Genomic DNA, 21,519 nt, shown 5'->3' on the forward strand with positions numbered 1-21,519 from the left:
CACTACCAGCGGGCCTGCTCCAAGTCCGCCAGGATCGCCTTGACCGTGTACTCCGGGGTCTGACCGGTGGTGTCCAGCCACAGGCCCCGGCGCGGAATCTCCTCCAGACCCACCTGCAACGCCCGTACGCCGTCGGCCAGCGAGCCGTCGTCCTGCCAGTCCCGGTAGGAGTTGTTGCCGCCGCGTCCGAGCTCTCGCTCGACGATCGACTCGACCGTCGGTGTGAGGACGACGAGATACGGGTCGACAGCGCGCAGCCGGTCGAACCAGCGCTCGACATGCTCGCCGAGCACGATGTCGCTGGCCACGAAGTCGAACCCGTTGTCCGCGTAGTGCTGGGCCACGAGTGTGGTCGCGGCGTACCGGAGCTCCAGCTGGCGTACTGCCTCCGCGGTCGGGTTCGGCGTCATCACCTCGGCGCCTGCGACCACACCGCGGTAGAACACGTCTCCGTCCAGCGTCGCGGCCGGCGGGCCGAGCCGAGCGGCCAGGAGCGGTGCGACGGTGGACTTCCCCGACGCTTGTAATCCGGTGACGAGAACGACCTTCGGCATGGCGACATCAGATCATGCGGAAGGCCTCGGCCGTCATCGAATAAACGGTGGCGTTGAAGGACTCGCCGTCGAACTCGAGGTCGGTGGTGCGGTCGAACGTCATCCCGAGGCGGCGCATCACGGCGATGCTGCGCTCGTTCGGCGTGTCGGTGACCGAGTTGATGCGGGGCAGGTGCAGCTCGGTGAAGCCGTAGGCGAGCCAGTGCGCGGCGGCTTCGGTGGCGTAGCCGTGCCCCCAGTACTGGCGGTCCAGTCGCCAGCCGACCTCGAGCGTGTCGGGGAACCACTGCTCGCGAGACAGCCCGCCCGCGCCCAGAAACGCGCCGTCGGCGGCACGTTCGATGGCCAGGAACCCGAAGCGTTCGGTCTTCCACTGCTGGTTGATCCCGGCCGCTTCCCGGTCCGATTCGGCCCGGGTCAGCGGCCCGCCGATGTAGCGCATCACCTCGGGGTCGCTGTTCAGCGCGGCCCAGGCGTCCAGGTCGGTGTCCTGAAACGGCCGCAGGATCAGGCGTTCAGTCGTACGCATCGTCTCCCCCTGTCGATAAACTGCAACGATGAACGGGCCGGGGGAATCAACGCAGAGGCGTCCTGTCACGCTGGACGACGTCGCGCGCGCCGCCGGGGTCTCCCAGCCGACCGCATCGCGGGTGCTGAACGGCAGTTCCCGCCGGGTCGCTCCAAGTTATCGCGAGCGGGTGCTGAGCGCTGCCCAGGAGCTCGGCTACACGCCGAATCTGCCCGCACAGGCAATGGCCCGCGGCACGTCGCGCACGATGGCGCTGGTGATCAGCCTGATCTCCGACCCGTACTTCTCCGCGATGGCCGCGGAGATCATGAAGCAGGCCGAGGCGGTCGGGCTGCACGTCTCGATCGCGGTCACCGAGCGGCAGGCCGAGCGTGAGCTCGACCTGATCCGCGAGCTGCGCGGCCAGCAGCCACGCGCGATCATCCTGGCCGGCACCGGGTACGTCGATCCGCCGTCGGAGCAGGCGCTGATCGACGAACTGCAGCGGTACGAGGCGACCGGTGGCCGGGTCGTCCTGATCAGCCGGTCCGACCTGCCGTTCGAGACCGTCGACTTCGACAACCACGAGGGTTCTCGGCAGCTCGCTCGTGAGCTGGCCACCCTCGGCTACCGGAACTGCCTGGTCCTCGGGAGTGCCACTCCCCTGCTGTCGATGCAGCAGCGGGTCGAGGGTTTCGTGGCCGGCCTGACCGAGTCGGGCGGCACCAACGTCCAGGTGCACCAGCCCGGGTTCAGCTGGGCCGGCGCCCGCGAGTTCGTACTCGGGCTCAGCGATGCCGAGGCCGCCCAGCTCGATCTGGTGTTCGCGGTGACCGACGACATGGCGCTCGGGGCCCTGGCCGGACTGCGCGAGCGGGGTCTGCGCGTGCCCGAGGACATCGGCGTGGCCGGATTCGACGACATCAGCACGCTGCGCGACGTCGTACCGAAGCTGACCACCGTCCATGTCGCTCTGAACGCCGTCGCCCAGGAAGCCGTGTACCGCGCCACCACCACCGACGAGGTGCTGACCCGGCGTACTGTGCCCGCCTATCCAGTCATCCGCGACAGCACCCCGGTCATAGCTCCCACCACGTGAGGTGCGCCTGCGCTGAGGCGATCGGCTCGACGAGTTCCCACACCTCGACGAACTGACCGTCGGTGATGCGCAGAATGTCGACGACGACGATGCCCGGCTTGCCATCGGGCAGGCGCCGGCGGGTGTGGATGACGACGTAGTCGCCGTCGGAGAAGAGGTGCAGGATCTCGACCTGCATCCCTTCGAGCGAGAGCAGGGACTGGGAGATGTCGGCCAGCCACTCGCTCTTGTTCCGGATGAGGCCTTCCGGGCGATAGTGGCGGAAGTCCTCGCTCAGCAAGTGTTCCACGGCGCCGACGCCGCCGTCGCCGATGAGTTGGGCCATCGTCTGCTGTACGAGTTGCTCGTTCTCGGTTGTCATGCCGGGAAGTGTTGTCAGGAACGGCTGTCGTTGTCGATGACATCGCATTTCATCGACAGGCGGCCGGATCCGGGTAGGCTCGTTGACCATGGCAACGGTCGGCGAACTCCTTCGGCAGTGGCGGCACCGGAGGCAGCTCAGCCAGCTCGATCTGTCGATCGCCGCTGACGTCTCGGCCCGCCACGTCAGCCTGGTCGAGACCGGGAAGTCGCAACCGAGTGCGGAGATGGTGCTGCGGCTCGCCGAACAACTCGACGTACCGCTGCGGGAGCGCAACGCTCTCCTGCTCGCAGCCGGCTTCGCACCTCGGTACGCCGAAAGTTCGCTCGACAGTACGGCGTTGTCGATGGCGCGGGCCGCGGTCGAGCGGGTGCTGCGGGCGCACGAGCCCTATCCCGCCATCGCCTTCGACCGGCACTGGGACGTCGTACGGACGAATCGTGCCGTCGATCCGTTCCTGACCGGCGTCGCGCCGGAGCTGCTGCAACCGATGAACCTGATCCGGCTCGGCCTCGACCCACGCGGGCTCGCACCCCTGGTCGTCAATCTCGGCGACGTCCGTTCCGTCTTCCGCGCCCGGGTACGGCGGCAACTGGCCGCCGCACCCAATCCCCGGCTCACCGCGCTGTACGCCGAACTGCTGGCTGACGGTGACACCGGCGAACCGGTCGAGGCCGAGGTCGTGATCCCGATGATCATCCGGTTCGACGGTGCCGAGTTGCGGATCTTCTCGACGATCACGACCTTCGGCACGCCGCTCGACATCACCCTCGCCGACCTCGCCGTCGAGTCCTATTACCCGGCGGACGCGGAGACAGCGGCGTACTTCGAGCGCTAGAAATTTCCGGGGTACTTGTCGAAATGGACCGAGCGGCTTCGTAGCCAGGGTGAGGGACCGGCAACGGGCCGTCCCACTCGATCACCGGAGGTCACGATGACCAGCACCGCCCCCACCACGAACCTCGCCCGATACCTGGGCCGGGAGCTCCTGGAGCCGCTCCACCTGGTCACCTACATGTCCGACGAGCCGAACCGGGCGATGGAGGCGATCGGCTTCGACTCCGCCAACTACTGGCCGCTGTACTTCGCCGGCCGGGCCGCGCCGCTGGGCCGGGTACCGGCCGCGGTCGTGGACGCCATCTTCTACAACTTCGCGCCCGGGATGGCCGACGAGTTCTACACCGGTGTCTGGGATATCACGACCCCTTCAGAGGCCCTGGCCGCGCGTGAGGCCGGCTGCGTCGCGGCCCTCCGGCGCATCCTCGGCCCGCTCGCCGACTCCCCGGCGATCGCTCGGGCCGCCGACCTCGCGCTCCGGCTGGCGCTGAGCGCCCCGGTCGAGGGACGACCCCTGTACGCCGGTCTCCGGTCGATCGCCGTACCGTCCGAACCACTGGCTCGGCTGTGGCACGCAGCCACACTGCTGCGGGAGCACCGGGGTGATGGTCACAACGCGGCGTTGGTTGCCGCCGGCATCGATGGTCAGGAGGCGCATGTGTTCGCCGCGCTGGACGGTGGGATGAAGCCGCGCGAGTACGGCCGGCTCGACCCGCTGACGGATGCCGAACTGGAGACCGTCGTCTCGCGTCTCCGGGACCGTGGCTTGGTCGACTCCAGCGATGGCTTCACAGCGGCCGGTCGGGAGCTCAAGGACCGCATCGAGGCGCAGACCGACGCTGCGGCCGCTCCTGCCTATGCCAGCCTCACGTCTGAGGAACGCGACCAACTCATCGCCGACCTCCAGCCTCTGGCAGCGCGGATCGACTCCGTCGGCTACTGAGGGCGCGTCGCGTAGAACGTGACCGCCGCCGAACTGGCGACGTTCAGCGAGTCCACTCCCCCGGCCATCGGAATCTTCACCGTCAGATCGGCCTGCTCGAGAACATGCGGCTTCAGCCCATGCCCCTCGGTCCCGAAGATCAGCGCCAGCCGCTCGTCGTTGCGCACCGCCAACTCGTCCAGCGTGATGGACTCGTCGGTGAGCGCCAGCGCGGCCGACACGAACCCCCGCTCTCTGAGGACAGCCAAAGCCCCCGGCCAGCTGTCGAGCCGGGTCCACGGCACCTGGAACACCGTCCCCATCGACACCTTGATCGACCGGCGATACAACGGGTCCGCGCAGGTCGGCGTGACGAGCACCAGGTCGACCCCCATCGCAGCCGCGGCCCGGAACCCGGCTCCCACGTTCGTGTGATCCACAATGTCGTCGAAGATCGCGATCCGCCGTACGGCCGGGGTCAGCAGCTCCTCGAGCGGAGCGGCCGCCGTACGCCGGTAGGACCCGAGCGCACCCCGGTGCACATGAAACCCGGTGACCTGCTCGGCCAGCTCCTCCGACACCACATAAACGGGCGTCTCCGGCCAAAGCTTCAGCACATCGGCGAGCGAATCCAGCCACCGCGGCGCCAGCAAGAACGACCGCGGTACGAACCCACCCTCAGCCGCCCGCCGGATGACTTTGTCGCCCTCGGCAATGAACAGCCCGTGCTCCTCCTCCAGCAACCGCCGAAGTGTCACCTCCCGCAACCGCACATAATCCGCCAACCGCGGATCCCCAGCATCAGTAACCTCAACCAACCGGCTCACGACGCACCCATCACTTCACGGGGTAACGTGGTGGGTGGCCGGCGGCGGACCGACTGGCTGGGGGCCCGCTCACCGGGTTGTGTCCTCGGCTCGGGCGGACTCGCCTACCTCGACGACGTTGCCGATGACAACAATTGCCGGGGCGCCGACTCCCTCCGCACGCATCGCTTCGGCGATTCCGGCGAGCGTGGAGGTGACGCGGTGCTGGCTCGGAAGGGTGCCGTCGGCAACGGCTGCGGCAGGAGTGGCGGCGGGGCGGCCGGCCGCGATCAGACGCTCGGTGATCGCGGGAAGGTTCTCCACCGCCATCAGCAGGACGAGAGTGCCGGACAGCTGCGCAAGTGCATCCCAGTTGACCAGCGACTCCGGGTGCGACGGCGGGAGGTGACCGGAGACGACGGTGAACTCGTGCGTGACACCGCGGTGCGTGACCGGGATCCCGGCCACCGCCGGCACCGAGATGGAGCTGGTGATCCCCGGTACGACGGTCCACGGGACACCGGCTTCGGCACAGGCCAGCGCTTCTTCGAAACCGCGGCCGAAGACATAAGGATCACCGCCCTTGAGCCGTACGACGACCTTTCCTTCGCGACCGCGCTCGACCAGGATCCGGTTGATCTCCTCCTGCTGAGCAGCCCGTCCGCGCGGGAGCTTCGCCGCGTCGAACAGCTCGACATCAGGCGACAACTCGTCCAGCAACTGTTGCGGAGCGAGCCGATCGGCGACGACCACGTCTGCCTCGGCGAGCAACCGGCGGCCTCGCACGGTGATCAGGTCCGGGTCGCCCGGTCCCCCACCGACCAGGTACACGCCAGGCCGCTTGCCCGCCGTGTCCCGGGCAGCCAGCTCGCCGGTCCGCAGGCCCTCGAGGATCGCGTCGCGGACCGCAGCCGAACGGCGGTGGTCGCCCCCACCGAGAACCCCGATCGTGACGTTGTCGTGCTGACCCGACGCCGGGGTCCACGCGGTTGCACGGGAGCGGTCGTCCGAACGGACGCAGAAGATCCGGCGTTCCTCGGCCTCGCGGGACACCTCGTCGTTCACAGCCACGTCGTCGGTGGCAACGACGACGTACCAGGCGTTCTCGAGGTCGCCGGACGTGTAGCCGCGCTCGATCCAGGTCAGCGACGGGTTCGCCAGGAGACCCTCGATGGTCGGGGTGATCGACGGGGAGATCAGATCGATGACTGCGCCGGATTCGAGCAGTCGCGGCAGGCGGCGCTGAGCGACGCCGCCACCCCCGACCACGACGACGCGGCGTCCGGTGAGGACGAGGCCGGAGAGGTATTGGTCGGTCACGAGTCGATCCCGGCGGACTCGAAGGTCGCCATCTCGCCGAGGGCGCGGACGGCACAGGCCAGGATCGGGTACGCGAGCACTGCACCCGTCCCTTCACCGAGTCGCAGATCCAGATCGACCAGCGGAACCAGCCCGAGCGTCTTCAGCGCAACCGCGTGACCCGGCTCCGCCGAGCGGTGACCGGCGACGCAGTACTCGATCGAGTGCGGCTGCAACGCCTGCGCGACAAGGGCCGCCGCGCCGGCGATGACCCCGTCGAGGATGACCGGAACCCGGTTGGCCGCACCGCCGAGGATGTATCCGGCGAGCGCGGCGTGCTCGAGGCCGCCGTACGCCTGGAGTGCGCCGAGCGGATCCGAGGCCGGTACGGCGTGTTTGCCGAGGGCGGACTGCACGATCGCCGTCTTGTGCGCGAGGGTCGCGTCGTCGATACCGGTCCCGCGACCGGTCACCACCGCGGCGGTCGAACCGGTGAAGGTGGCAATCAGGGCCGCCGAGGCGGTCGTGTTCGCGATGCCCATGTCACCGGTCAGCAGGCAGCGGTACCCGTCCTTGACCAGGGTGTCCGCGAGGTCGAACCCGACCGCGATCGCCGCCCGCACCTCGTCGTTCGTGAGGGCTGCTTCGACCGACAGATCACGCGTACCCGGGCGGACCTTGGCGTGGACGATGTCGAGCTCCTCCACCGGCGTGGCCACGCCGACGTCGACGACCCGGACGTCCACCCGGTTGTTGGCGGCGAACGCATTCACCGCGGCGCCACCGGCGGCGAAGTTCGCCAGCATCCCAGCGGTCACCTCCTGCGGCCACGGCGAAACCCCCTGCGCGTGGACGCCGTGATCGGCCGCGAACACGGTCACCACGGCCGGCATCGGCACCTCCGGCGGGCAGACCCCGGTCATCCCCGCCACCCGCACGGAGAGATCCTCCAGCACGCCCAACGCGCCCGGCGGCTTCGTGAGCTGCCCTTGACGCTCCGCAGCCGCCCGCATCGCCACCTCGTCCGCGGGCGCAATCCGCGCCAGGTACTCCTCCACCGCATTCCCTCCATTGTTCGATGCCCACTCGTGCACCGATCTTCGCATCCTCGGGCGGGTCCCCTCGGACGGCATGCGATCCGATGGACAGTAATGTCGGATTCACCACACGTCGCAGATCGCGGAGGACCCCAGATGTCGCTCGACCGTCCCGTCACACCGGACCCGTACAAGCTGCTTCCCGAGGTCGGCAGCTTCACCCTCACCAGCACCGACGTGACGGAGGGTGAACAACTCCCCGACGCCCAGGTCTTTGCCGCCGGCAACACGTCGCCCCAGCTGAGCTGGTCCGGCTTCCCCGCCGAGACCAAGGGCTTCGTCGTCACCTGCTTCGACCCCGACGCCCCCATCGTCTCCGGCTTCTGGCACTGGGTCCTGGTCAACCTCCCCGCCGACGTCACCTCCCTGGAGACCGGCGCCGGCACCACCGACCGCCTCCCCAACGGCGCCTTCCACGTCCGCAACGACTTCGGCACCAAGAACTACGGCGGCGCCGCACCCCCCGCCGGCGACCAGAACCACCGCTACTACTTCGTAGTCCACGCCCTCGACGTAGAAGCCCTCGACGTGGACGACGAGGCCACCCCCGCCGTCGTCTCCTTCAACCTCGCCTTCCACACCCTCGCCCGAGCCATCCTCACCCCCACCTACCAAACCGCCGAGTAGCCGTACACAAGAACGGGTAGTGGTACCCGCTTCCGCCCACCCCTGGCTCCCCTGCCCTGGCCGCCCAGCCAGCAGCCCACCACTACCCGTCCCTCTGTACGCCGCCCCCATCTGCAGACCGACAGGACGTATACGCCCGCCGCCCGGACCCCGCACGCCCACAGCTCCCCCGGAACACCTTCTGCGGCGACACACCTCCTGTCGCTCGGCAGATCAACGCCCGCCGTCCCCCGAGGGCAATCCAGAGCGAGTGACGCCCCCGCCCCCGCCCCCCGCGTCCACCCGTGGCACAGCCGTCGAACAGCCAGGTCGCGCCCACCCCGCCCCCACGCTCACCGCCGTACCCGACCGTCGCCCCCATTTGCCTGGCTAGGCAGCCACGTTGGGGGTTCCGCACCGTGGTTATGAGTACATAACCCCCAATTTCCCTACCTAGCCACCGAAATGCGAGCAGAGACGGCCGAATCTCCGACACCAACCAACTGCGACTGCGAGGGCGGGCCCACGCGTGAACGCCGCCGGCGACCGGCGGCAGGTAGGTGGGTGCCGGCGGGTGGCGGGTGGCGGGTCCCGGCGGTTGGTGGGTGACGGGGGTGGGTGCCGGCGAGTGGCGGTTGGTGGGTGCCGGTGGGTGGCGGGCGCTGGCGGCCCGCGACTGGCGCCACCATGCAGCCTCTGCCGGCCACTCCTCCCGACTGGAAGGACCGTCCAGCTGGCAATCGATATCCGACGACATGCTTCTTCCACTCGGCGACCTGCCGCACGGTGGGTTCAGTCGACGAAGGTCGCGCGGGCACAGGGGGTTCAGTCGGCGGGGAGGGGGCGTTTGCGGGGTGACAGGGGTATGGGTGTGGGTGGGTTTGGCGGGTTTGGAGCGGGGATGGGCGGGGGCCAGTGGGGGGATGTGTGCTGTTGGTCGGGGTTAGAAGGTTTGTTCGATCCAGGTGACGGCGGCGTTGACGGTGGCTTGGGCGTTGAAGAGGTGGGTGGGGGCTGGGCCGACCTTGGCTTGGTGGGCGGCTCCGGCTTGGACGGCTTGGGTGGCTAGTTCGGCGATGGGGCGGTCGATGCCTTGGGCGTCGTATGGGAGTGCGCCGTAGAAGGTGTCGAGGGTGCGGTAGGTGCGCCATTCGGTGCCGGTGGGGGTGCGGACTGGCATGCGGTAGGTGTGGTGGCGCTTGTTCGGTACGGCGGCGATGGCTTCGGCGTGGTGGCAGAGGGTGAGGGTGTTGAGCGGGGCGCCTAGGAGGAGGACTTGGCCGTTCAGGTCTACTAGGCGGCCTAGTGGGCCGGCGGGGCCCCAGGGGTCGTCGGTGTCTGGCAGGAGGTCGGGTGCTTGGGGGCCTACCGCGGTGAAGCTGACTTCGGGGTGGGTGCTGCGGTGGGCGCCGGGCCAGGTGCGGAGGCGTTCGGGGAAGCGGCCGAAATCGCGACGGGCGGAGGAGACCGCGGGATCGAAGGCCGGCATCTCGTCGTACGCACGTTGCCAGGCCTCCGGCCAGAACTGCACGTGATACGGACTGTCGTCCCACCCGCAGAACGCGAGCAGGGTTCCCTCAGGGCCGACTGCGTCCTGGAGGGCGTGTACGACGGTGTCGATGCCGCCGACGACCCAGCCGAGGGCCGACAACCGCACGTGCACCATCAGTAGGTCGCCAGTCGTGACCCCGACCTGTCGCAGCTGTTCGGTGATCGCGGGCCGGGTCAGCGGACGGAAGTCCGGATCGGCCAGCATCGCCGCCGTAGGAAACGCCATGCCCGTCATTGTGTCGGCAAGGACATGGAGTAGGGAGCGAATTTCGGTCGGCCGGACCACGGCTGAGCGTGGCGGCGGAGCCGACGGCCGACTACTACGTGTCGTTGGCGACGCGACCAGCCCGATCCGGCGCGCCGGCGGGGGCCTGGTGGACTCCCCCGCCGGCGCTGGACTGCTGAGCTGCGCCCGAGGCTCAGTCCTTGATGCCGGACTGGGTGACGCCTTGGATCAGGTAGCGCTGGAGGAAGGCGAAGATCAGGACCAGCGGCAGGATCGAGACGGCGACCGCCATGAAGAGTTCGTGGATGTTGACGGTTTGGGCGGTGATGAAGGTGGACATCGCGACTTGGATGGTCCACGAACTGGAGTCCTGGCCGATCACGAGAGGCCACAGGAAGGAGTTCCAGTTACCGATGAAGGTGATGGCGGCGATGGCGGCGAAGAAGGGCAGCGAGTTCGGGACGACGATCCGCCAGAAGACACCGAAATAGCCGGCGCCGTCGACGCGGGCTGCTTCTTCGAGCTCTTTCGGAAAATTCAGAAAATACTGCCGGAAGAGGAATGCGGCGAATCCACTGAAGAGCGTGGGGATGATGAGACCGCGCAGCGTGCTGACCCAGCCCAGCGAGGAGACCACGATGAAGCTGGGGATGAAGGTGACCGCGCCCGGGATCATCAGCGTCGCGACGATCGCGTAGAAGACCTTGTCGGCGTGCCGGTACGGGATCCGCGCCAGGCCGTAGCCGGCCATCGACGCGAGCAGGAGCTGGCCCGCCGTACCGAGGATGCCGACGACCGCGGAGTTGTACAAGGCCCGCGCGATCGGCACCTCGGTGTTGTTGAACAGTTCGCCGATGTTGCCCCACTGCAGGTCTTTCGGGAACAGCGTCCAGTCCGCCGCGGTGATGTCGGCCTCGGTCGACAGGGCGTTGCGCAGGATCAAGTAGAACGGCAGCAGGAACAGGACTACCGCGATGAACAGCGCGATCCAGCGCAGGCCGACCCCGACCCGCCCGAGCGGGCTGCGGGTGTAGCCGATCGGCTCCAGTGTGCCCGAGGTGCGTTCGGCGGTGGCCATCAGTCACCTGCCTTTCCGAAGCCGAAGACGCGTGTCTGCAACAGGGTGACGAGCATGATGATGACGGCGAGGATCAGCGCGCCGGCCGAACCGTGACCCAGGTCCTGGATCGAGCCGAGGGAGATGCTGTACAGGTAGACCAGCGGTGGTCTCGCGTAGTTGACGTTACCGACCAGGTTGTAGAACTCGTCGAACGCCTGGTACGCCGCGATCAGGTTCAGGATCAGCACCGAGACCGCTGTCGTCCGCAACTGCGGCAGCGTGATGTAGCGGAAGATCTGCCAGCCCGGCTTGGCGCCGTCCACATATGCCGCCTCGTACAGCGACGGGCTGATCCGCTGCAGACCGGCGATGAACAGGATCATGTAGAACCCGAGCTGGAGCCACAGCCGCACGGTGATGATCGGGATCCAGTACCACGGCGGATCCACGGTCGACAGCCAGGCGACGTTCTCGATCCCGAACCAGCCGAGCACGGTGTTGGCCAGGCCGAACCGGACCCCGTTGAAGATCGACAACTTCCAGATCAGCGACGCGACGACGTACGAGCAGGCGGTCGGCAGGAAGAACACCGAGCGGAAGAACGCCTTGGCGATCTTCACCTGGTTGACCAGCAGCGCCAGCGCCAGCGAGAGCACGAAGGTGAGCGGCACGATGAAGACCGCGAAGATCGTGAACGTGCCCAGGCTGGACAGGAAGTTCCGGTCGGTCAGCATGTCGACGTAGTTCTGCAGACCGACGAACTTCGACGGGGTGACCGTGTTGTAGGCCTCGAAGAAGCTGAGGACCAGGCTCCAGATGATCGGCAGGTACGAGAAGATCAGCAACCCGATCACGAACGGGCCGACGAACAGCCAGAACATCCGCGTGGTCCCGGCAATACCCTTCTGCCGCCGTCCCCGACCGCGCCGCGCACCAGGCGCGGCGGAGTCGGTACGGCGGACGTCGGTGCTGCTGCTCATCCGAACAGCCGCGACAACTCTGCGTTGACCGTCTTCTCCGCCTTCGTGATCTCCGCGGAGGGGTCAGCTCCCTTCTTGATCACGTTCGTCAGAAGGTCGGCGAAGGCCGTGCCCATCTTCGGGGTCCAGGACGGGTTGTCGGTGTGCCCGTAGTCCGTGGTCAGCTTGACCGTCTCGGCGGCGACACCGCTCTGCAGCTTGGCGGCCTTCGCGGCCAGGCTCTTGCGCGGCGGGATGTGGAAGCCGTAGTTCAGCGACCAGTCCTCCTGGAACTCGGCCTGGTCGATCCACAGCCACTTCACGAACTTCTTGGCCGCCTCGACGTTCGCGCTCTTGGCGGAGACGAACTGCGTCCAGCCGCCGGAGTACACGGCCGGCTTGCTCTGCGCGTCGAGCGCCGGGAACGCGAAGACACCGAGGTCGTCGCCGAGTGCCTTCTGCATCCCCGGGACCGCCCACATGCCGATCCACTGCATGGCGACCAGGCCCTGGTTGATGGCGCCCGGATCCCACCAGTCGGTCGGGGCGCCCAGCAGGACGGACTTGTCGGCGTACATCTGGTGCAGCTTGCCGATCGCGGTCGCTGCCCGGTCGTTGGCGAAGCCGGGCTTGTGGTCGTCGGTCAGGTAGGTACCACCGGACGACCACAGCGCGGGGCCGCCGAGGGCGTTGCCGCCGTCGTTACCGACGAAGATGCCCTTCACCTTGTTGGTGGTGAGCTCCTTGGCCGCGGCGATCAGGTCGTCGATCGTCTCCGGCGGCTTGATCCCGGCCTTGTCGAGCATCGACTTGCGGTAGTAGATCACCTGCGGGTCGACGATCATCCGGATGCCGTAGACCTTGCCGTCGATCGTGTTCGTGGCCAGGTCGCCCTCGGCGAAGTCGCTCTTCACGTCGGCGATGATGTCGTCCAGCGGCACCACCTGGTTGCTCTTCACCATGCCGATGTTCAGCTGGCTCTCGAAGACGTCCGGGCCCTTGCTGGAGAGCAGCCCCGAGGCGAGCTTGCTGGCGTAGTCGCCCGGCGTCCACTGCACCGCGACGTTCGCGTCGGTGTAGGCCTTGGCGTACTTGGCCGCCGCCTGCTGGGTGCCGGCCTCGCCGTACTGGTGGTACCACTGCGACAGATTGACCTTCGCACCGCCGCTACCACCGCCGGTCGACGGGCGGCCGGTATTGCCTCCGCAGGCCGCGGTGAACGCGGCGAGTGCGGCCAGGCCACCGGCCCGCTTGAGCAGATCCCGCCGGTTCAGACCAGCGTTCGGAACATGAGCAGGCATGAATTCCACCTTCCCGGGAGCAGCGCCGCAGGGGTTAGGGCGCCAGGAGTTCCGAGTTACTTAACAGCGTTAAGCATCTCCGATTTCGCACACGGTACAACTAAATCGAACATCGCAACAGTCTCCACCTGAGGACGTTACTCGGGTGAATCGTTGGAGATTCCCTGGCACCCTGACCCAAAAGCGCGCCCGGCGCAAGACCGGGCGCGCTGTTCTTTGTTCGATTGTGTGGAATGTTGCGCGGACGGTATCGAGCCGTGATCAGTTAAACGCTTTCCCAGCTCCAGCCATCCGGATCAACGACTCCGTCGGCGCAAAACGGTCGCCGTACTTCGCCGCCAGTTCCCGGGCCCTTTCGACGAACTCCGGTACGCCGTACGAGTTGACCGCTTGGAGCGCGCCCCCGAGCAGCGGCGGGAAGCCGATGCCGAAGATCGAGCCGATGTTGGCGTCCGCGACCGAGCGCAGGACCCCCTCGTCCAGGCAGCGCACCGTCTCCAGCGACATGATGAACGTGAACCGGTCCTGGAGGTCGGTGAGCGTGGCTTCCGACGTACCGGTGAAGTGCTCGCGCAGCCCCGGCCACAGGTGCTTCGGGCCGTCGGCGGGGTAGTCGTAGAAGCCCGCGCCGGCTGCCTTGCCGCGGCGGTCGAACTCGTTGACCATCCGATCGGTGACCGCCATCCCGGCGTGGTCGTCGAAGGCACCGGCGCTGCCGCCGGCTGCGCGGGCCGCGTCGCGGATCTTCTGCGGCAGCGTCAGCGTGACCTCGTCGAGCATCGCCAGCGGCGGTGCCGGGAAGCCGGCCAGCGAGGCGGCGCGCTCGATCATGACCGGGTCGACGCCCTCGCCGACCATCGCCGCGCCCTCCATCACGAGCGTGCCGAAGACCCGCGACGTGAAGAAGCCACGGCTGTCGTTGACCACGATCGGCGTTTTCTTGATCTGGCGGACGACGTCGTACGCCTTGGCGAGGGTCCGGTCCGACGTCTTCTCCCCCACGATCAGCTCGACCGCGGGCATCCGGTCGACCGGCGAGAAGAAGTGCATGCCGACGAAGTCGTCCGGCCGGTCGATGCCGTCGGCGAGCGAGGTGATCGGCAGCGTCGAGGTGTTCGAGCAGAGCAGTGCGTCGGGCTCGATCACCCCGGCGACCTCGGCGAAGACCTTCTGCTTGAGCTCTTCACTCTCGAAGACGGCCTCGATCACCAGGTCCGCCCCGGCCAGGTCGTTCGGGTCGGCGGTCGGCGTGATCCGGCTGAGGAACTCCTCGACCTGCGACGCCGTCTTCCGCCCTTTCTGCACCTGCTTCGCGAGCAGCTTCTCCGAGTACGCCTTGCCCTTCTCGGCCGCCTCCAGCGAGACGTCCTTGAGCACGACCTCCATCCCGGCCTTCGCGCACTCGTAGGCGATCCCGGCGCCCATCATGCCCGCGCCGAGGACGCCGACCTTACGAGCCTTGTACGCCGGTACGCCGGCCGGCCGTGATGCGCCGGCGTTGATCGCCTGCAGGTCGAAGAAGAACGCCTTGATCATGTTCTTCGCGACCTGCCCGGTCGCGAGCGACACGAAGTACCGCGACTCGATCCGGGACGCCGTGGCGAAGTCGACCTGCGCACCCTCGACCGCGGCACTCATGATCGCCCGCGGCGCCGGGTACGGCGCACCCTTCAGCTGCTTGCGCAGGTTCGCCGGGAAGGCCGGCAGGAACGCGGCCAGCTTCGGCGAGGACGGCGTACCGCCCGGGATCTTGTAGCCGTCGCGATCCCACGGCTGCTTGGCATCACCGTCGTACGACGCGATCCAGGCGCGGGCCGCGTCGAGCAGCTGATCGGCGGGCACCACCTCGTCGACGATCCCGACCGACTTGGCGTGCGCCGGCTTCATCCGCTGCCCCTGCAGCAGCACCTTCATCAGCGCATCCTGCAATCCGAGCATCCGGACCGTTCGCGTCACGCCGCCGCCACCGGGCAGCAGGCCGAGCGTCACCTCCGGTACGCCGATCTCGATGCGGTTGTCGTCGGCAACGATCCGGTGATGACAGGCGAGCGCGATCTCCAGCCCGCCGCCCAGCGCCGTACCGTTGATCGCGGCAACGACCGGGACGCCGAGCGTCTCCAGGACGCGGAGCTGGCGCTTGATCTCCTCGATCATGTCGAAGACCTGCTGCGCGTGCTCGGGCTGGATCTGCACCAGCAGCTCGAGGTTGCCTCCGGCGAAGAAGGTCGACTTGGCCGAGGTCACGATGACGCCCTTGATCAGCGCCTTCTCGGCCTCGAGCCGCTCGATCGTCGTACCCATCGCCGCGACGTACGCGTCGTTCATCGTGTTCGCGGACGCGTCCGGATCGTTCATCGTCAACGTGATGACGCCGGCGTCGTTCTTCCAGTCGATCATGCCGCAAGCCTCTCGATGATCGTCGCGACGCCCATGCCGCCGCCGACGCACAGGGTGGCCAGACCGTAGCGGAGCTCGCGGCGCTCCAGCTCGTCCAGCAGGGTTCCGATCTGCATCGCGCCGGTGGCACCGAGCGGGTGCCCGAGCGCGATCGCGCCGCCGTTCACGTTCACCTTCTCGTGCGGTACGCCGAGGTCGGCCATGAAGTGCAGGACGGCCGCCGCGAACGCCTCGTTCATCTCGTACAGGTCGATGTCGGACGCCTCAAGGCCGGCCTTGGCCAGTGCCTTGCGCGCGGCCGGAGCGGGACCGGTCAGCATGATGGTCGGATCCGCGCCACTGACTCCCACCGACACCACGCGACCGCGCGGGGCCTGGCCGAGCGCCTCCCCCGCCTTCGCACTGCCGACGGCCACCAGCGCGGCGCCGTCGACGATGCCGGACGAGTTCCCCGCGTGGTGCACGTGGTCGATCCGCTCGACCTTCACGTACTCCTCGAGAGCCACCGCGTCGAAACCGCCGTGCTCCCCGATCGCTGCGAACGACGCGGGCAGACCGGCCAGCGTCTCGACCGTCGTACCGGGCCGGACCAGCTCGTCGTGGTCGAGGATCCGCAGACCGTTGCGGTCGACCACCGGTACGACGGACCGCGCGAAGTACCCGTTCGCCCAGGCCTTCGCGGCCCGCGCGTGCGACTCGGCAGCGTAGGCGTCGACGTCCGTCCGCGAGAAGCCGTCCATGGTCGCGATCAGATCGGCGCTGATGCCCTGCGGGATGAAGCCGGTGGCCAGCGCGGTCTCCGGATCCATCGCCCAGGCACCGCCGTCCGAGCCCATCTTCACCCGCGACATCGACTCGACGCCGCCGGCCAGGATGAAGTCCTCCCAGCCGGAGCGGACCCGCTGCGCAGCCTGGTTGACCGCCTCCAGGCCGGAGGCGCAGAAGCGGTTGAGCTGGACGCCGCCGGTCGTGTTCGGGTAGCCAGCCATCAGTACGGCGGTCCGGGCGATATCCATCCCCTGGTCGCCGATCGGCGTCACGACGCCGAGCACCACGTCGTCGATGACGGCCGGGTCGAGCTGCGGGTTCCGGGCTCGGTACTCCGCCAGCAGCCCGGTGATCAGCTGGATCGGTTTCACCTCGTGCAGGGCGCCGGTCGGCTTGCCCTTACCGCGCGGCGTGCGGATCGCGTCGTACAGGAAGGCTTCACTCATGATGTTCCCGTCGGTCGAGTCGTCCCCCGCATTGTGACAGTGTTGGTGTCACGGTCGTCAAGAGGGCTCGCCTATGATCTCGGCCATGCCGGAATCTTCGGACGACGCAACGTTGACTGTCGATGAGCTGTCGGCCCGGGTCGGGATGACGGTCCGCACCCTGCGGTTCTACGCCGGGCGCGGCCTGATCCCGCCGCCGGTCCGGCGCGGCCGGGTCGGGTACTACGGCGCCGAGCACATCGCGCGGCTCGACCTTGTCCGCGAGCTGCAGGCGCACGGGTTCACGCTGTCCGCGATCGAGGGCTACCTGGAGCGGATCCCGGCCGACGCGACCCCGCAGGACATCGCGCTGCATCGCACGCTGCTCACCCCGTGGATGCGCGATCTGCCCGAAACCCTCGACCGAGCCGCGCTGGTACGACGTACCGGCCGCGAACTGAGCGATGACGACATCGTCGCCCTGGTCGCGCTCGGCGTGGTCGAGCCGACCCCGGACGAGGACGTCTTCCACGTCGCGACCGCCCACCTCGGGCTCGGCGCCGAACTGCTCGACCTCGATCTGCCGGTCGATGCGGTGCTCGCCGTCACCAAGGTCTTCTCCGAGCACGGCCGGGCGATCGCCGAGGAGCTGACCGAGGTGTTCCGGACCATGGTCTGGCCGCACTACCGCGATTCGGGCGGCGCTCCGGAGCACATCCAGCAGCTCGTCGAGCGGTTCAAACCGGTGACGATCCAAGGGCTCGTGATCGCCTACGAGCGCGCGGTCGGTGAGACCCAGCGGGAGACGATCCGCCGTACCCAGAGCAAACGCGCCAAGCGTGACCCCGAATGACAACCTGATCGGGCGGTCCCGCGTCGAGCTTGCGTGAAGAAGATTCTGACCGCTGCAGCCGCCCTCCTGCTCTCGGTGATTTGGTTGCCCTCAGCAACCGCATCCACCACGCACCGGGTCGGCATCGCCACCTATTCCTTGGGTGACTCGGTTTTCGAGCTCCCACCCGGTTCCGACGGCACGTCCGCGAAGGGCGAGCTCACCGCCGTCGTGCACTATCCGAAGGACCTGGCCAGGCACCGCTATCCCGTCGTACTGATCTCGCACGGGCTGTGGATCAGCTGTGCGGACAGACAGGCCTGGAAGGATCAGGACTGGGAGAAGCTCGACGCCTGGCCGTGCGCCGCGGGTACGCCGGAGATACCGAACTACCGCGGCTACGACTACCTCGGTACGACGCTCGCCGCGCAGGGGATGATCGTCGTCTCGATCAGCGCGAACGGCTCGAAGGCCCGGATGGGCCAGGAGCAGGACCAGGCTCGCGCCGCCCTGATCAACCAGCATCTGAAGATGTGGCAGCAACTGTCGAGCACCGGCGGTGGACCGCTGGCCGGCAAGTTACCGGTGAGCTTCAAGGGCCATGCCGACCTGACGAACGTCGGGCTGATGGGTCACTCGCGCGGCGGTCGCGGCACGCTGTTCTACGCGGCCGACCAGAACCAGCAGAACTGGCCGGCCGGGGTTCGGATCAAGGCCGTGATCCCGCTCGCGCCGGCTGAGCCGTTCTCCCCGGATGACGATCCGGACAATCCCGAGCTCGATGCGTACCGGATCACGAACATTCCGGTCGGCGGCATCATCGGGAGCTGCGACGGCGCCGTACGGGGTCGGGTCTACGACTACCTGCAGGCGCACAACAGTCAGCCGCTCTACGAGTGGCACATCCGCGGGGCGAACCACAATTTCTTCAACACGCAGTGGTCACCGGCGAGCGGTCAGGTCGGTGCCGAGGACGACCGCCCAGCCGGTTGCACCGACAAGGGCCTCAGCGAACCACAGCAGCGATCGGCCGCGACGGCGTACACGTCGGCGTTCTTCAGGCGCTACCTGCTGAACGACCGCAGCGGGATGCCGTTGCTGACCGGTGCCGTGCGGCCGTTCGCGGTTGATGTGAAGCTGGATCAGGGGGTGGGCAACCGGAGGTAGGTGAGGCCGCGGAGGTCGACGTACGTTTCGGTCGGTGTGGTGACCACGCGCAGCAGCACGTGGTCGCAGCCTGCGCACCGGGCGACCATGCCCGGTGCGTTCAGGTAGAGGCGGGTGTCGGCGAAGACGCCGGTCTGGCCACAGCCGTCGCAGCGGGCGATCGCGGCCGTCACATCGACCGCGAACACCTCGCTCAGTGCGCCGGCGGCGGCGTTGCCGTCCAGGTAGTCGGTCATCGCTCAGCCTCCTGTCGGTCCGAAGCGTTCGGTTCTGATGCGGGCGGGATCGTGGCCGGCGGCAACCAGCAGATCGGCCACGGTCTCCACGAACGGCGTCGGCCCGCAGACGTACGTCGTCGGTTCGTCGGCCGGAGGGAACGTGAGCCGGTCGATGACACCGGCATCGATCCGGCCGACCCGGGTCTCCCCCGCCGGAGCTTCCCGCGTGTAGACCAGGCTGACGTGGACATCGTCGGCCGCGGCCAGCTCCTTCAGATCGTCGACGTAGATCACCGAGGTGGGCCGGCGGACGGAGTACAGCAGCCGGACAGGCGTCGTACTGGAGGCGTGAGCCTGCAACATTGCCCGGAGCGGAACGACGCCGGACCCGCCACCGATCAGCTGGACCGGCCCTTCCTGCTCGGGCGTCCAGACGAACCAGCCGCCGACCGGGCCACGCAACTCGAGCGGGTCACCTGGCTTCAGCACATCCACCAGGTACGGCGAGACTTCGCCATCCGGAACCGACTCGACGGTCAGCTCGATCGTCGTACCGCTCCAGGCGGACGCGATCGAGTACGACCGGGACGCGCGGTAGCCGTCCGGCGCGGTGAGCCGGACATCAAGGTGCTGCCCGGCCAGGTGACCGGGCCAGTCCGGAACGTCGAGCACGATCGTGCGGGCAGTCGCGGTCTCCCGTCGTACGTCGACGACCGTGGCGACCTGCCAGCTCAGTCGCCGGCGTACCGCTGTTCTTTCCATGGGTCTCCGTACTCGTGATAGCCGGCCGTCTCCCAGAACCCCAGGTCTTCGCTGTCCGAGAGCGTGAGGCCCCGGACCCATTTGGCGCTCTTCCAGAAATACAGATGCGGCACCAGCAACCGCGCCGGTCCGCCGTGCTCGGGATCGATCGGCTCGCCCTCGTACTCGTAGGCGATCCAGGCCTGACCGTCCAGCAGATCATCCAGCGGCAGGTTGGTCGTGTAGCCGCCGTAGCTGCTCACGAGCGCGAAGTCGGCCGAGGTCTCGACGTCGGCCAGCAGCGCGTCGAGCGACACCCCCTGCCACTCCGTCTGCAACTTCGACCACCGCGTCACACAGTGGATGTCCTTGGTGATCTCCTCGGACGGCAACGCCAGCAGCGCGGCCCAATCCCACTTGTGCTTCTCCCCGGACTCCGTAGTCACGGTGAATTCCCAGTGCTCGGTCCGCACCTGCGGCGTCGGCCCCGCCGACAGCACCGGGAAGTCGTGTGTCAGGTACTGCCCCGGCGGCAACTCCTCCGCACCCCGCCGACGACCGGTGAACCCCGGCGAAACAATCCCCATGGCTGACCTCCCTCAGGCGTCCTGAGGGCAGTCAATCACCTCGACCTCTCAGATGCCCATCGTTCTGCCGATGATCTCCTTCATGATTTCGGTGGTGCCGCCGTAGATGGTCTGGACGCGGGTGTCGAGGTAGGCCTTGGCGATGGGGTATTCGGTCATGAAGCCGTAGCCGCCGTACAGCTGCAGGCAGCGGTCGACGACCTTCTTCTGGAGTTCGGTGGTCCACCACTTGGCCATCGCGGCCTCGGCGACGGTGAGGGTGCCGGCGTTGAGCTCGGTGATGCAGCGGTCGACGAAGACGCGGGCGATCTGGATCTCGGTGGCGAGTTCGGCGAGCACGAAGCGGCTGTTCTGGAAGGAGCCGATCGGGCGGCCGAAGGCGGTGCGTTCCTTGACGTAGCGCAGGGTTTCGTCGAGGACGTTCTCGCAGGCGGCGACTGCGATGACTGCGATCGCGAGGCGTTCCTGCGGGAGCTTCTGCATCAGGTAGACGAAGCCCTGGCCCTCCACGCCGAGGAGGTTGGTGCCGGGGACCCGGACGTTGTCGAAGAAGAGCTCGGCGGTGTCCTGCGCCTTCAGACCGATCTTGTCGAGGTTGCGGCCGCGCTCGAAGCCGGGCATCCCGCGCTCGACCACGATCAGCGAGATGCCCTGGGCGCCCGCGTCCGGGTCGGTCTTGGCGACCACGATCACCAGGTCGGCGAGGATGCCGTTGGAGATGAAGGTCTTCTGGCCGTTCAGCACGTAGTCGTCGCCGTCGCGGCGGGCGGTGGTCTGGATACCCTGCAGGTCGCTGCCAGCACCGGGCTCGCTCATCGCGATCGCGGTGATCGTCTCCCCCGAGGTGAACCCGGGCAGCCAGCGCGCCTTCTGTTCGTCGGTGGCATAGTCGAGCAGGTACGCCGAAACGATGTCGGTGTGCAGCGAGAACCCGACCCCACTGGCATGCGCCCGGGCTGCTTCCTCGAGCAGCACGGCGTTGAACCGGAAGTCGCGCGCCCCGCCACCGCCGTACTCCTCCGGGACCATGAAGCCGAGCAGACCGAGCTCACCGGCCGCGGTCCACAGCTCGCGCGGCACGATGCCGGCCTCCTCCCAGCTGTCGTGGTGCGGGACGATCTCCTTGTCACAGAAGGCCCGGACGGTCTCCCGGAAGGCATCGTGATCGGCGTCGAAGAGCTGACGTTCCACAGGCGGA

At 68.0% G+C, this 21,519-nt stretch carries 22 protein-coding genes; 6 read left to right on the forward strand and 16 right to left on the reverse strand.

Annotated features, from left to right (window positions below):
• Positions 1 to 2: 2 nt before the first annotated feature.
• Positions 3 to 554: an AAA family ATPase gene (locus ACFCV3_RS19125; RefSeq protein ID WP_376031486.1), complete on the reverse strand. Its 552-nt coding sequence runs from the start codon at positions 552 to 554 to the stop codon at positions 3 to 5.
• A 7-nt stretch (positions 555 to 561) separates the two neighbouring features.
• A complete protein-coding gene (locus ACFCV3_RS19130; protein ID WP_376031488.1) occupies positions 562 to 1,083 on the reverse strand; it encodes a GNAT family N-acetyltransferase in 522 nt (173 codons plus the stop codon).
• 28 nt (positions 1,084 to 1,111) lie between these two features.
• On the opposite strand from ACFCV3_RS19130, the gene ACFCV3_RS19135 reads away from it, so the two are divergent.
• Positions 1,112 to 2,161 (forward strand): LacI family DNA-binding transcriptional regulator, encoded by a 1,050-nt coding sequence (locus ACFCV3_RS19135; protein WP_376031490.1) that lies wholly within the window; start codon positions 1,112 to 1,114, stop codon positions 2,159 to 2,161.
• Here ACFCV3_RS19135 and ACFCV3_RS19140 read toward each other — a convergent pair.
• On the reverse strand, positions 2,142 to 2,522 hold the full coding sequence (locus tag ACFCV3_RS19140; protein ID WP_376031492.1) for a nuclear transport factor 2 family protein: 381 nt from the start codon (positions 2,520 to 2,522) through the stop codon (positions 2,142 to 2,144). The two genes, ACFCV3_RS19135 and ACFCV3_RS19140, sit on opposite strands and share 20 nt — an antisense overlap.
• An 88-nt stretch (positions 2,523 to 2,610) precedes the next feature.
• On the opposite strand from ACFCV3_RS19140, the gene ACFCV3_RS19145 reads away from it, so the two are divergent.
• Complete coding sequence (locus ACFCV3_RS19145; RefSeq protein ID WP_376031494.1) at positions 2,611 to 3,360, forward strand: helix-turn-helix domain-containing protein; 750 nt, start codon at positions 2,611 to 2,613, stop codon at positions 3,358 to 3,360.
• A gap of 96 nt (positions 3,361 to 3,456) precedes the next feature.
• Positions 3,457 to 4,302, forward strand: a complete 846-nt coding sequence (locus ACFCV3_RS19150) for a MarR family transcriptional regulator (RefSeq protein WP_376031495.1) — start codon at positions 3,457 to 3,459, stop codon at positions 4,300 to 4,302.
• On the opposite strand, the gene ACFCV3_RS19155 is transcribed toward ACFCV3_RS19150, so the two are convergent.
• The 3 genes from ACFCV3_RS19155 to cobT all read right to left on the reverse strand — a co-directional run bounded on the left by ACFCV3_RS19155 (position 4,296) and on the right by cobT (position 7,444).
• The gene (locus tag ACFCV3_RS19155) at positions 4,296 to 5,108 is read right to left on the reverse strand and encodes a TrmH family RNA methyltransferase (protein WP_376031497.1); all 813 of its coding nucleotides are present in this window, start codon (positions 5,106 to 5,108) and stop codon (positions 4,296 to 4,298) included. The two genes, ACFCV3_RS19150 and ACFCV3_RS19155, sit on opposite strands and share 7 nt — an antisense overlap.
• 69 nt (positions 5,109 to 5,177) lie before the next feature.
• Positions 5,178 to 6,407 (reverse strand): uroporphyrinogen-III C-methyltransferase, encoded by a 1,230-nt coding sequence (cobA, locus tag ACFCV3_RS19160; RefSeq protein ID WP_376031499.1) that lies wholly within the window; start codon positions 6,405 to 6,407, stop codon positions 5,178 to 5,180.
• Positions 6,404 to 7,444, reverse strand: coding sequence for a nicotinate-nucleotide--dimethylbenzimidazole phosphoribosyltransferase (gene cobT, locus ACFCV3_RS19165; RefSeq protein ID WP_376031501.1), 1,041 nt, complete (start codon positions 7,442 to 7,444; stop codon positions 6,404 to 6,406). The genes cobA and cobT overlap by 4 nt, the downstream gene beginning before the upstream one ends.
• Positions 7,445 to 7,579: 135 nt before the next feature.
• On the opposite strand from cobT, the gene ACFCV3_RS19170 reads away from it, so the two are divergent.
• Positions 7,580 to 8,110, forward strand: a complete 531-nt coding sequence (locus tag ACFCV3_RS19170; protein WP_376031503.1) for a YbhB/YbcL family Raf kinase inhibitor-like protein — start codon at positions 7,580 to 7,582, stop codon at positions 8,108 to 8,110.
• 922 nt (positions 8,111 to 9,032) lie between these two features.
• Here the strand turns inward: ACFCV3_RS19170 and aac(3) are convergent.
• From aac(3) to ACFCV3_RS19200, 6 genes are all read right to left on the reverse strand, one after another.
• Positions 9,033 to 9,845, reverse strand: a complete 813-nt coding sequence (aac(3), locus tag ACFCV3_RS19175; protein WP_376032427.1) for an aminoglycoside 3-N-acetyltransferase — start codon at positions 9,843 to 9,845, stop codon at positions 9,033 to 9,035.
• 214 nt (positions 9,846 to 10,059) lie between these two features.
• On the reverse strand, positions 10,060 to 10,944 hold the full coding sequence (locus tag ACFCV3_RS19180) for a carbohydrate ABC transporter permease (protein WP_376031505.1): 885 nt from the start codon (positions 10,942 to 10,944) through the stop codon (positions 10,060 to 10,062).
• Positions 10,944 to 11,906: a carbohydrate ABC transporter permease gene (locus ACFCV3_RS19185; RefSeq protein ID WP_376031507.1), complete on the reverse strand. Its 963-nt coding sequence runs from the start codon at positions 11,904 to 11,906 to the stop codon at positions 10,944 to 10,946. The genes ACFCV3_RS19180 and ACFCV3_RS19185 overlap by 1 nt, the downstream gene beginning before the upstream one ends.
• The gene (locus tag ACFCV3_RS19190; RefSeq protein WP_376031509.1) at positions 11,903 to 13,186 is read right to left on the reverse strand and encodes an ABC transporter substrate-binding protein; all 1,284 of its coding nucleotides are present in this window, start codon (positions 13,184 to 13,186) and stop codon (positions 11,903 to 11,905) included. The genes ACFCV3_RS19185 and ACFCV3_RS19190 overlap by 4 nt, the downstream gene beginning before the upstream one ends.
• Positions 13,187 to 13,447: 261 nt before the next feature.
• Positions 13,448 to 15,583, reverse strand: a complete 2,136-nt coding sequence (locus ACFCV3_RS19195) for a 3-hydroxyacyl-CoA dehydrogenase NAD-binding domain-containing protein (protein ID WP_376031510.1) — start codon at positions 15,581 to 15,583, stop codon at positions 13,448 to 13,450.
• Positions 15,580 to 16,797 (reverse strand): acetyl-CoA C-acetyltransferase, encoded by a 1,218-nt coding sequence (locus ACFCV3_RS19200; protein ID WP_376031512.1) that lies wholly within the window; start codon positions 16,795 to 16,797, stop codon positions 15,580 to 15,582. The genes ACFCV3_RS19195 and ACFCV3_RS19200 overlap by 4 nt, the downstream gene beginning before the upstream one ends.
• 85 nt (positions 16,798 to 16,882) lie before the next feature.
• Here ACFCV3_RS19200 and ACFCV3_RS19205 point away from each other — a divergent pair, with 85 nt between their 5' ends.
• A complete protein-coding gene (locus ACFCV3_RS19205) occupies positions 16,883 to 17,629 on the forward strand; it encodes a MerR family transcriptional regulator (protein WP_376031514.1) in 747 nt (248 codons plus the stop codon).
• Positions 17,630 to 17,662: 33 nt separating this feature from the next.
• Positions 17,663 to 18,775: an alpha/beta hydrolase family protein gene (locus ACFCV3_RS19210; protein WP_376031516.1), complete on the forward strand. Its 1,113-nt coding sequence runs from the start codon at positions 17,663 to 17,665 to the stop codon at positions 18,773 to 18,775.
• On the opposite strand, the gene ACFCV3_RS19215 is transcribed toward ACFCV3_RS19210, so the two are convergent.
• The 4 genes from ACFCV3_RS19215 to ACFCV3_RS19230 are packed head-to-tail and all read right to left on the reverse strand — an operon-like array spanning position 18,751 to position 21,512.
• The gene (locus ACFCV3_RS19215) at positions 18,751 to 19,011 is read right to left on the reverse strand and encodes a DUF6510 family protein (RefSeq protein ID WP_132408755.1); all 261 of its coding nucleotides are present in this window, start codon (positions 19,009 to 19,011) and stop codon (positions 18,751 to 18,753) included. The two genes, ACFCV3_RS19210 and ACFCV3_RS19215, sit on opposite strands and share 25 nt — an antisense overlap.
• 3 nt (positions 19,012 to 19,014) lie before the next feature.
• Entirely contained in the window at positions 19,015 to 19,755 is a 741-nt protein-coding gene (locus tag ACFCV3_RS19220) for a ferredoxin reductase (protein ID WP_376031518.1), read from the reverse strand.
• Positions 19,725 to 20,321, reverse strand: a complete 597-nt coding sequence (locus ACFCV3_RS19225) for a sulfite oxidase-like oxidoreductase (RefSeq protein WP_376031520.1) — start codon at positions 20,319 to 20,321, stop codon at positions 19,725 to 19,727. The genes ACFCV3_RS19220 and ACFCV3_RS19225 overlap by 31 nt, the downstream gene beginning before the upstream one ends.
• Positions 20,322 to 20,369: 48 nt before the next feature.
• Entirely contained in the window at positions 20,370 to 21,512 is a 1,143-nt protein-coding gene (locus ACFCV3_RS19230) for an acyl-CoA dehydrogenase family protein (RefSeq protein ID WP_376031522.1), read from the reverse strand.
• Between the last annotated feature and the right edge of the window lie 7 nt (positions 21,513 to 21,519).

Source organism: Kribbella sp. NPDC056345, from assembly GCF_042262745.1.
In the GTDB taxonomy this organism is placed as follows: Bacteria; Actinomycetota; Actinomycetes; order Propionibacteriales; family Kribbellaceae; genus Kribbella.

Coding starts and splice junctions, on each gene's coding strand:
- ACFCV3_RS19140 (WP_376031492.1), bottom strand. CDS start 2,522: ATGACAACCGAGAACGAGCAACTCGTACAGCAGACGATGGCCCAACTC.
- ACFCV3_RS19135 (WP_376031490.1), top strand. CDS start 1,112: ATGAACGGGCCGGGGGAATCAACGCAGAGGCGTCCTGTCACGCTGGAC.
- ACFCV3_RS19200 (WP_376031512.1), bottom strand. CDS start 16,797: ATGAGTGAAGCCTTCCTGTACGACGCGATCCGCACGCCGCGCGGTAAG.
- ACFCV3_RS19215 (WP_132408755.1), bottom strand. CDS start 19,011: ATGACCGACTACCTGGACGGCAACGCCGCCGCCGGCGCACTGAGCGAG.
- ACFCV3_RS19195 (WP_376031510.1), bottom strand. CDS start 15,583: ATGATCGACTGGAAGAACGACGCCGGCGTCATCACGTTGACGATGAAC.
- ACFCV3_RS19225 (WP_376031520.1), bottom strand. CDS start 20,321: ATGGGGATTGTTTCGCCGGGGTTCACCGGTCGTCGGCGGGGTGCGGAG.
- ACFCV3_RS19130 (WP_376031488.1), bottom strand. CDS start 1,083: ATGCGTACGACTGAACGCCTGATCCTGCGGCCGTTTCAGGACACCGAC.
- ACFCV3_RS19220 (WP_376031518.1), bottom strand. CDS start 19,755: ATGGAAAGAACAGCGGTACGCCGGCGACTGAGCTGGCAGGTCGCCACG.
- ACFCV3_RS19190 (WP_376031509.1), bottom strand. CDS start 13,186: ATGCCTGCTCATGTTCCGAACGCTGGTCTGAACCGGCGGGATCTGCTC.
- ACFCV3_RS19205 (WP_376031514.1), top strand. CDS start 16,883: ATGCCGGAATCTTCGGACGACGCAACGTTGACTGTCGATGAGCTGTCG.
- ACFCV3_RS19145 (WP_376031494.1), top strand. CDS start 2,611: ATGGCAACGGTCGGCGAACTCCTTCGGCAGTGGCGGCACCGGAGGCAG.
- ACFCV3_RS19125 (WP_376031486.1), bottom strand. CDS start 554: ATGCCGAAGGTCGTTCTCGTCACCGGATTACAAGCGTCGGGGAAGTCC.
- ACFCV3_RS19185 (WP_376031507.1), bottom strand. CDS start 11,906: ATGAGCAGCAGCACCGACGTCCGCCGTACCGACTCCGCCGCGCCTGGT.
- ACFCV3_RS19180 (WP_376031505.1), bottom strand. CDS start 10,944: ATGGCCACCGCCGAACGCACCTCGGGCACACTGGAGCCGATCGGCTAC.
- ACFCV3_RS19170 (WP_376031503.1), top strand. CDS start 7,580: ATGTCGCTCGACCGTCCCGTCACACCGGACCCGTACAAGCTGCTTCCC.
- ACFCV3_RS19150 (WP_376031495.1), top strand. CDS start 3,457: ATGACCAGCACCGCCCCCACCACGAACCTCGCCCGATACCTGGGCCGG.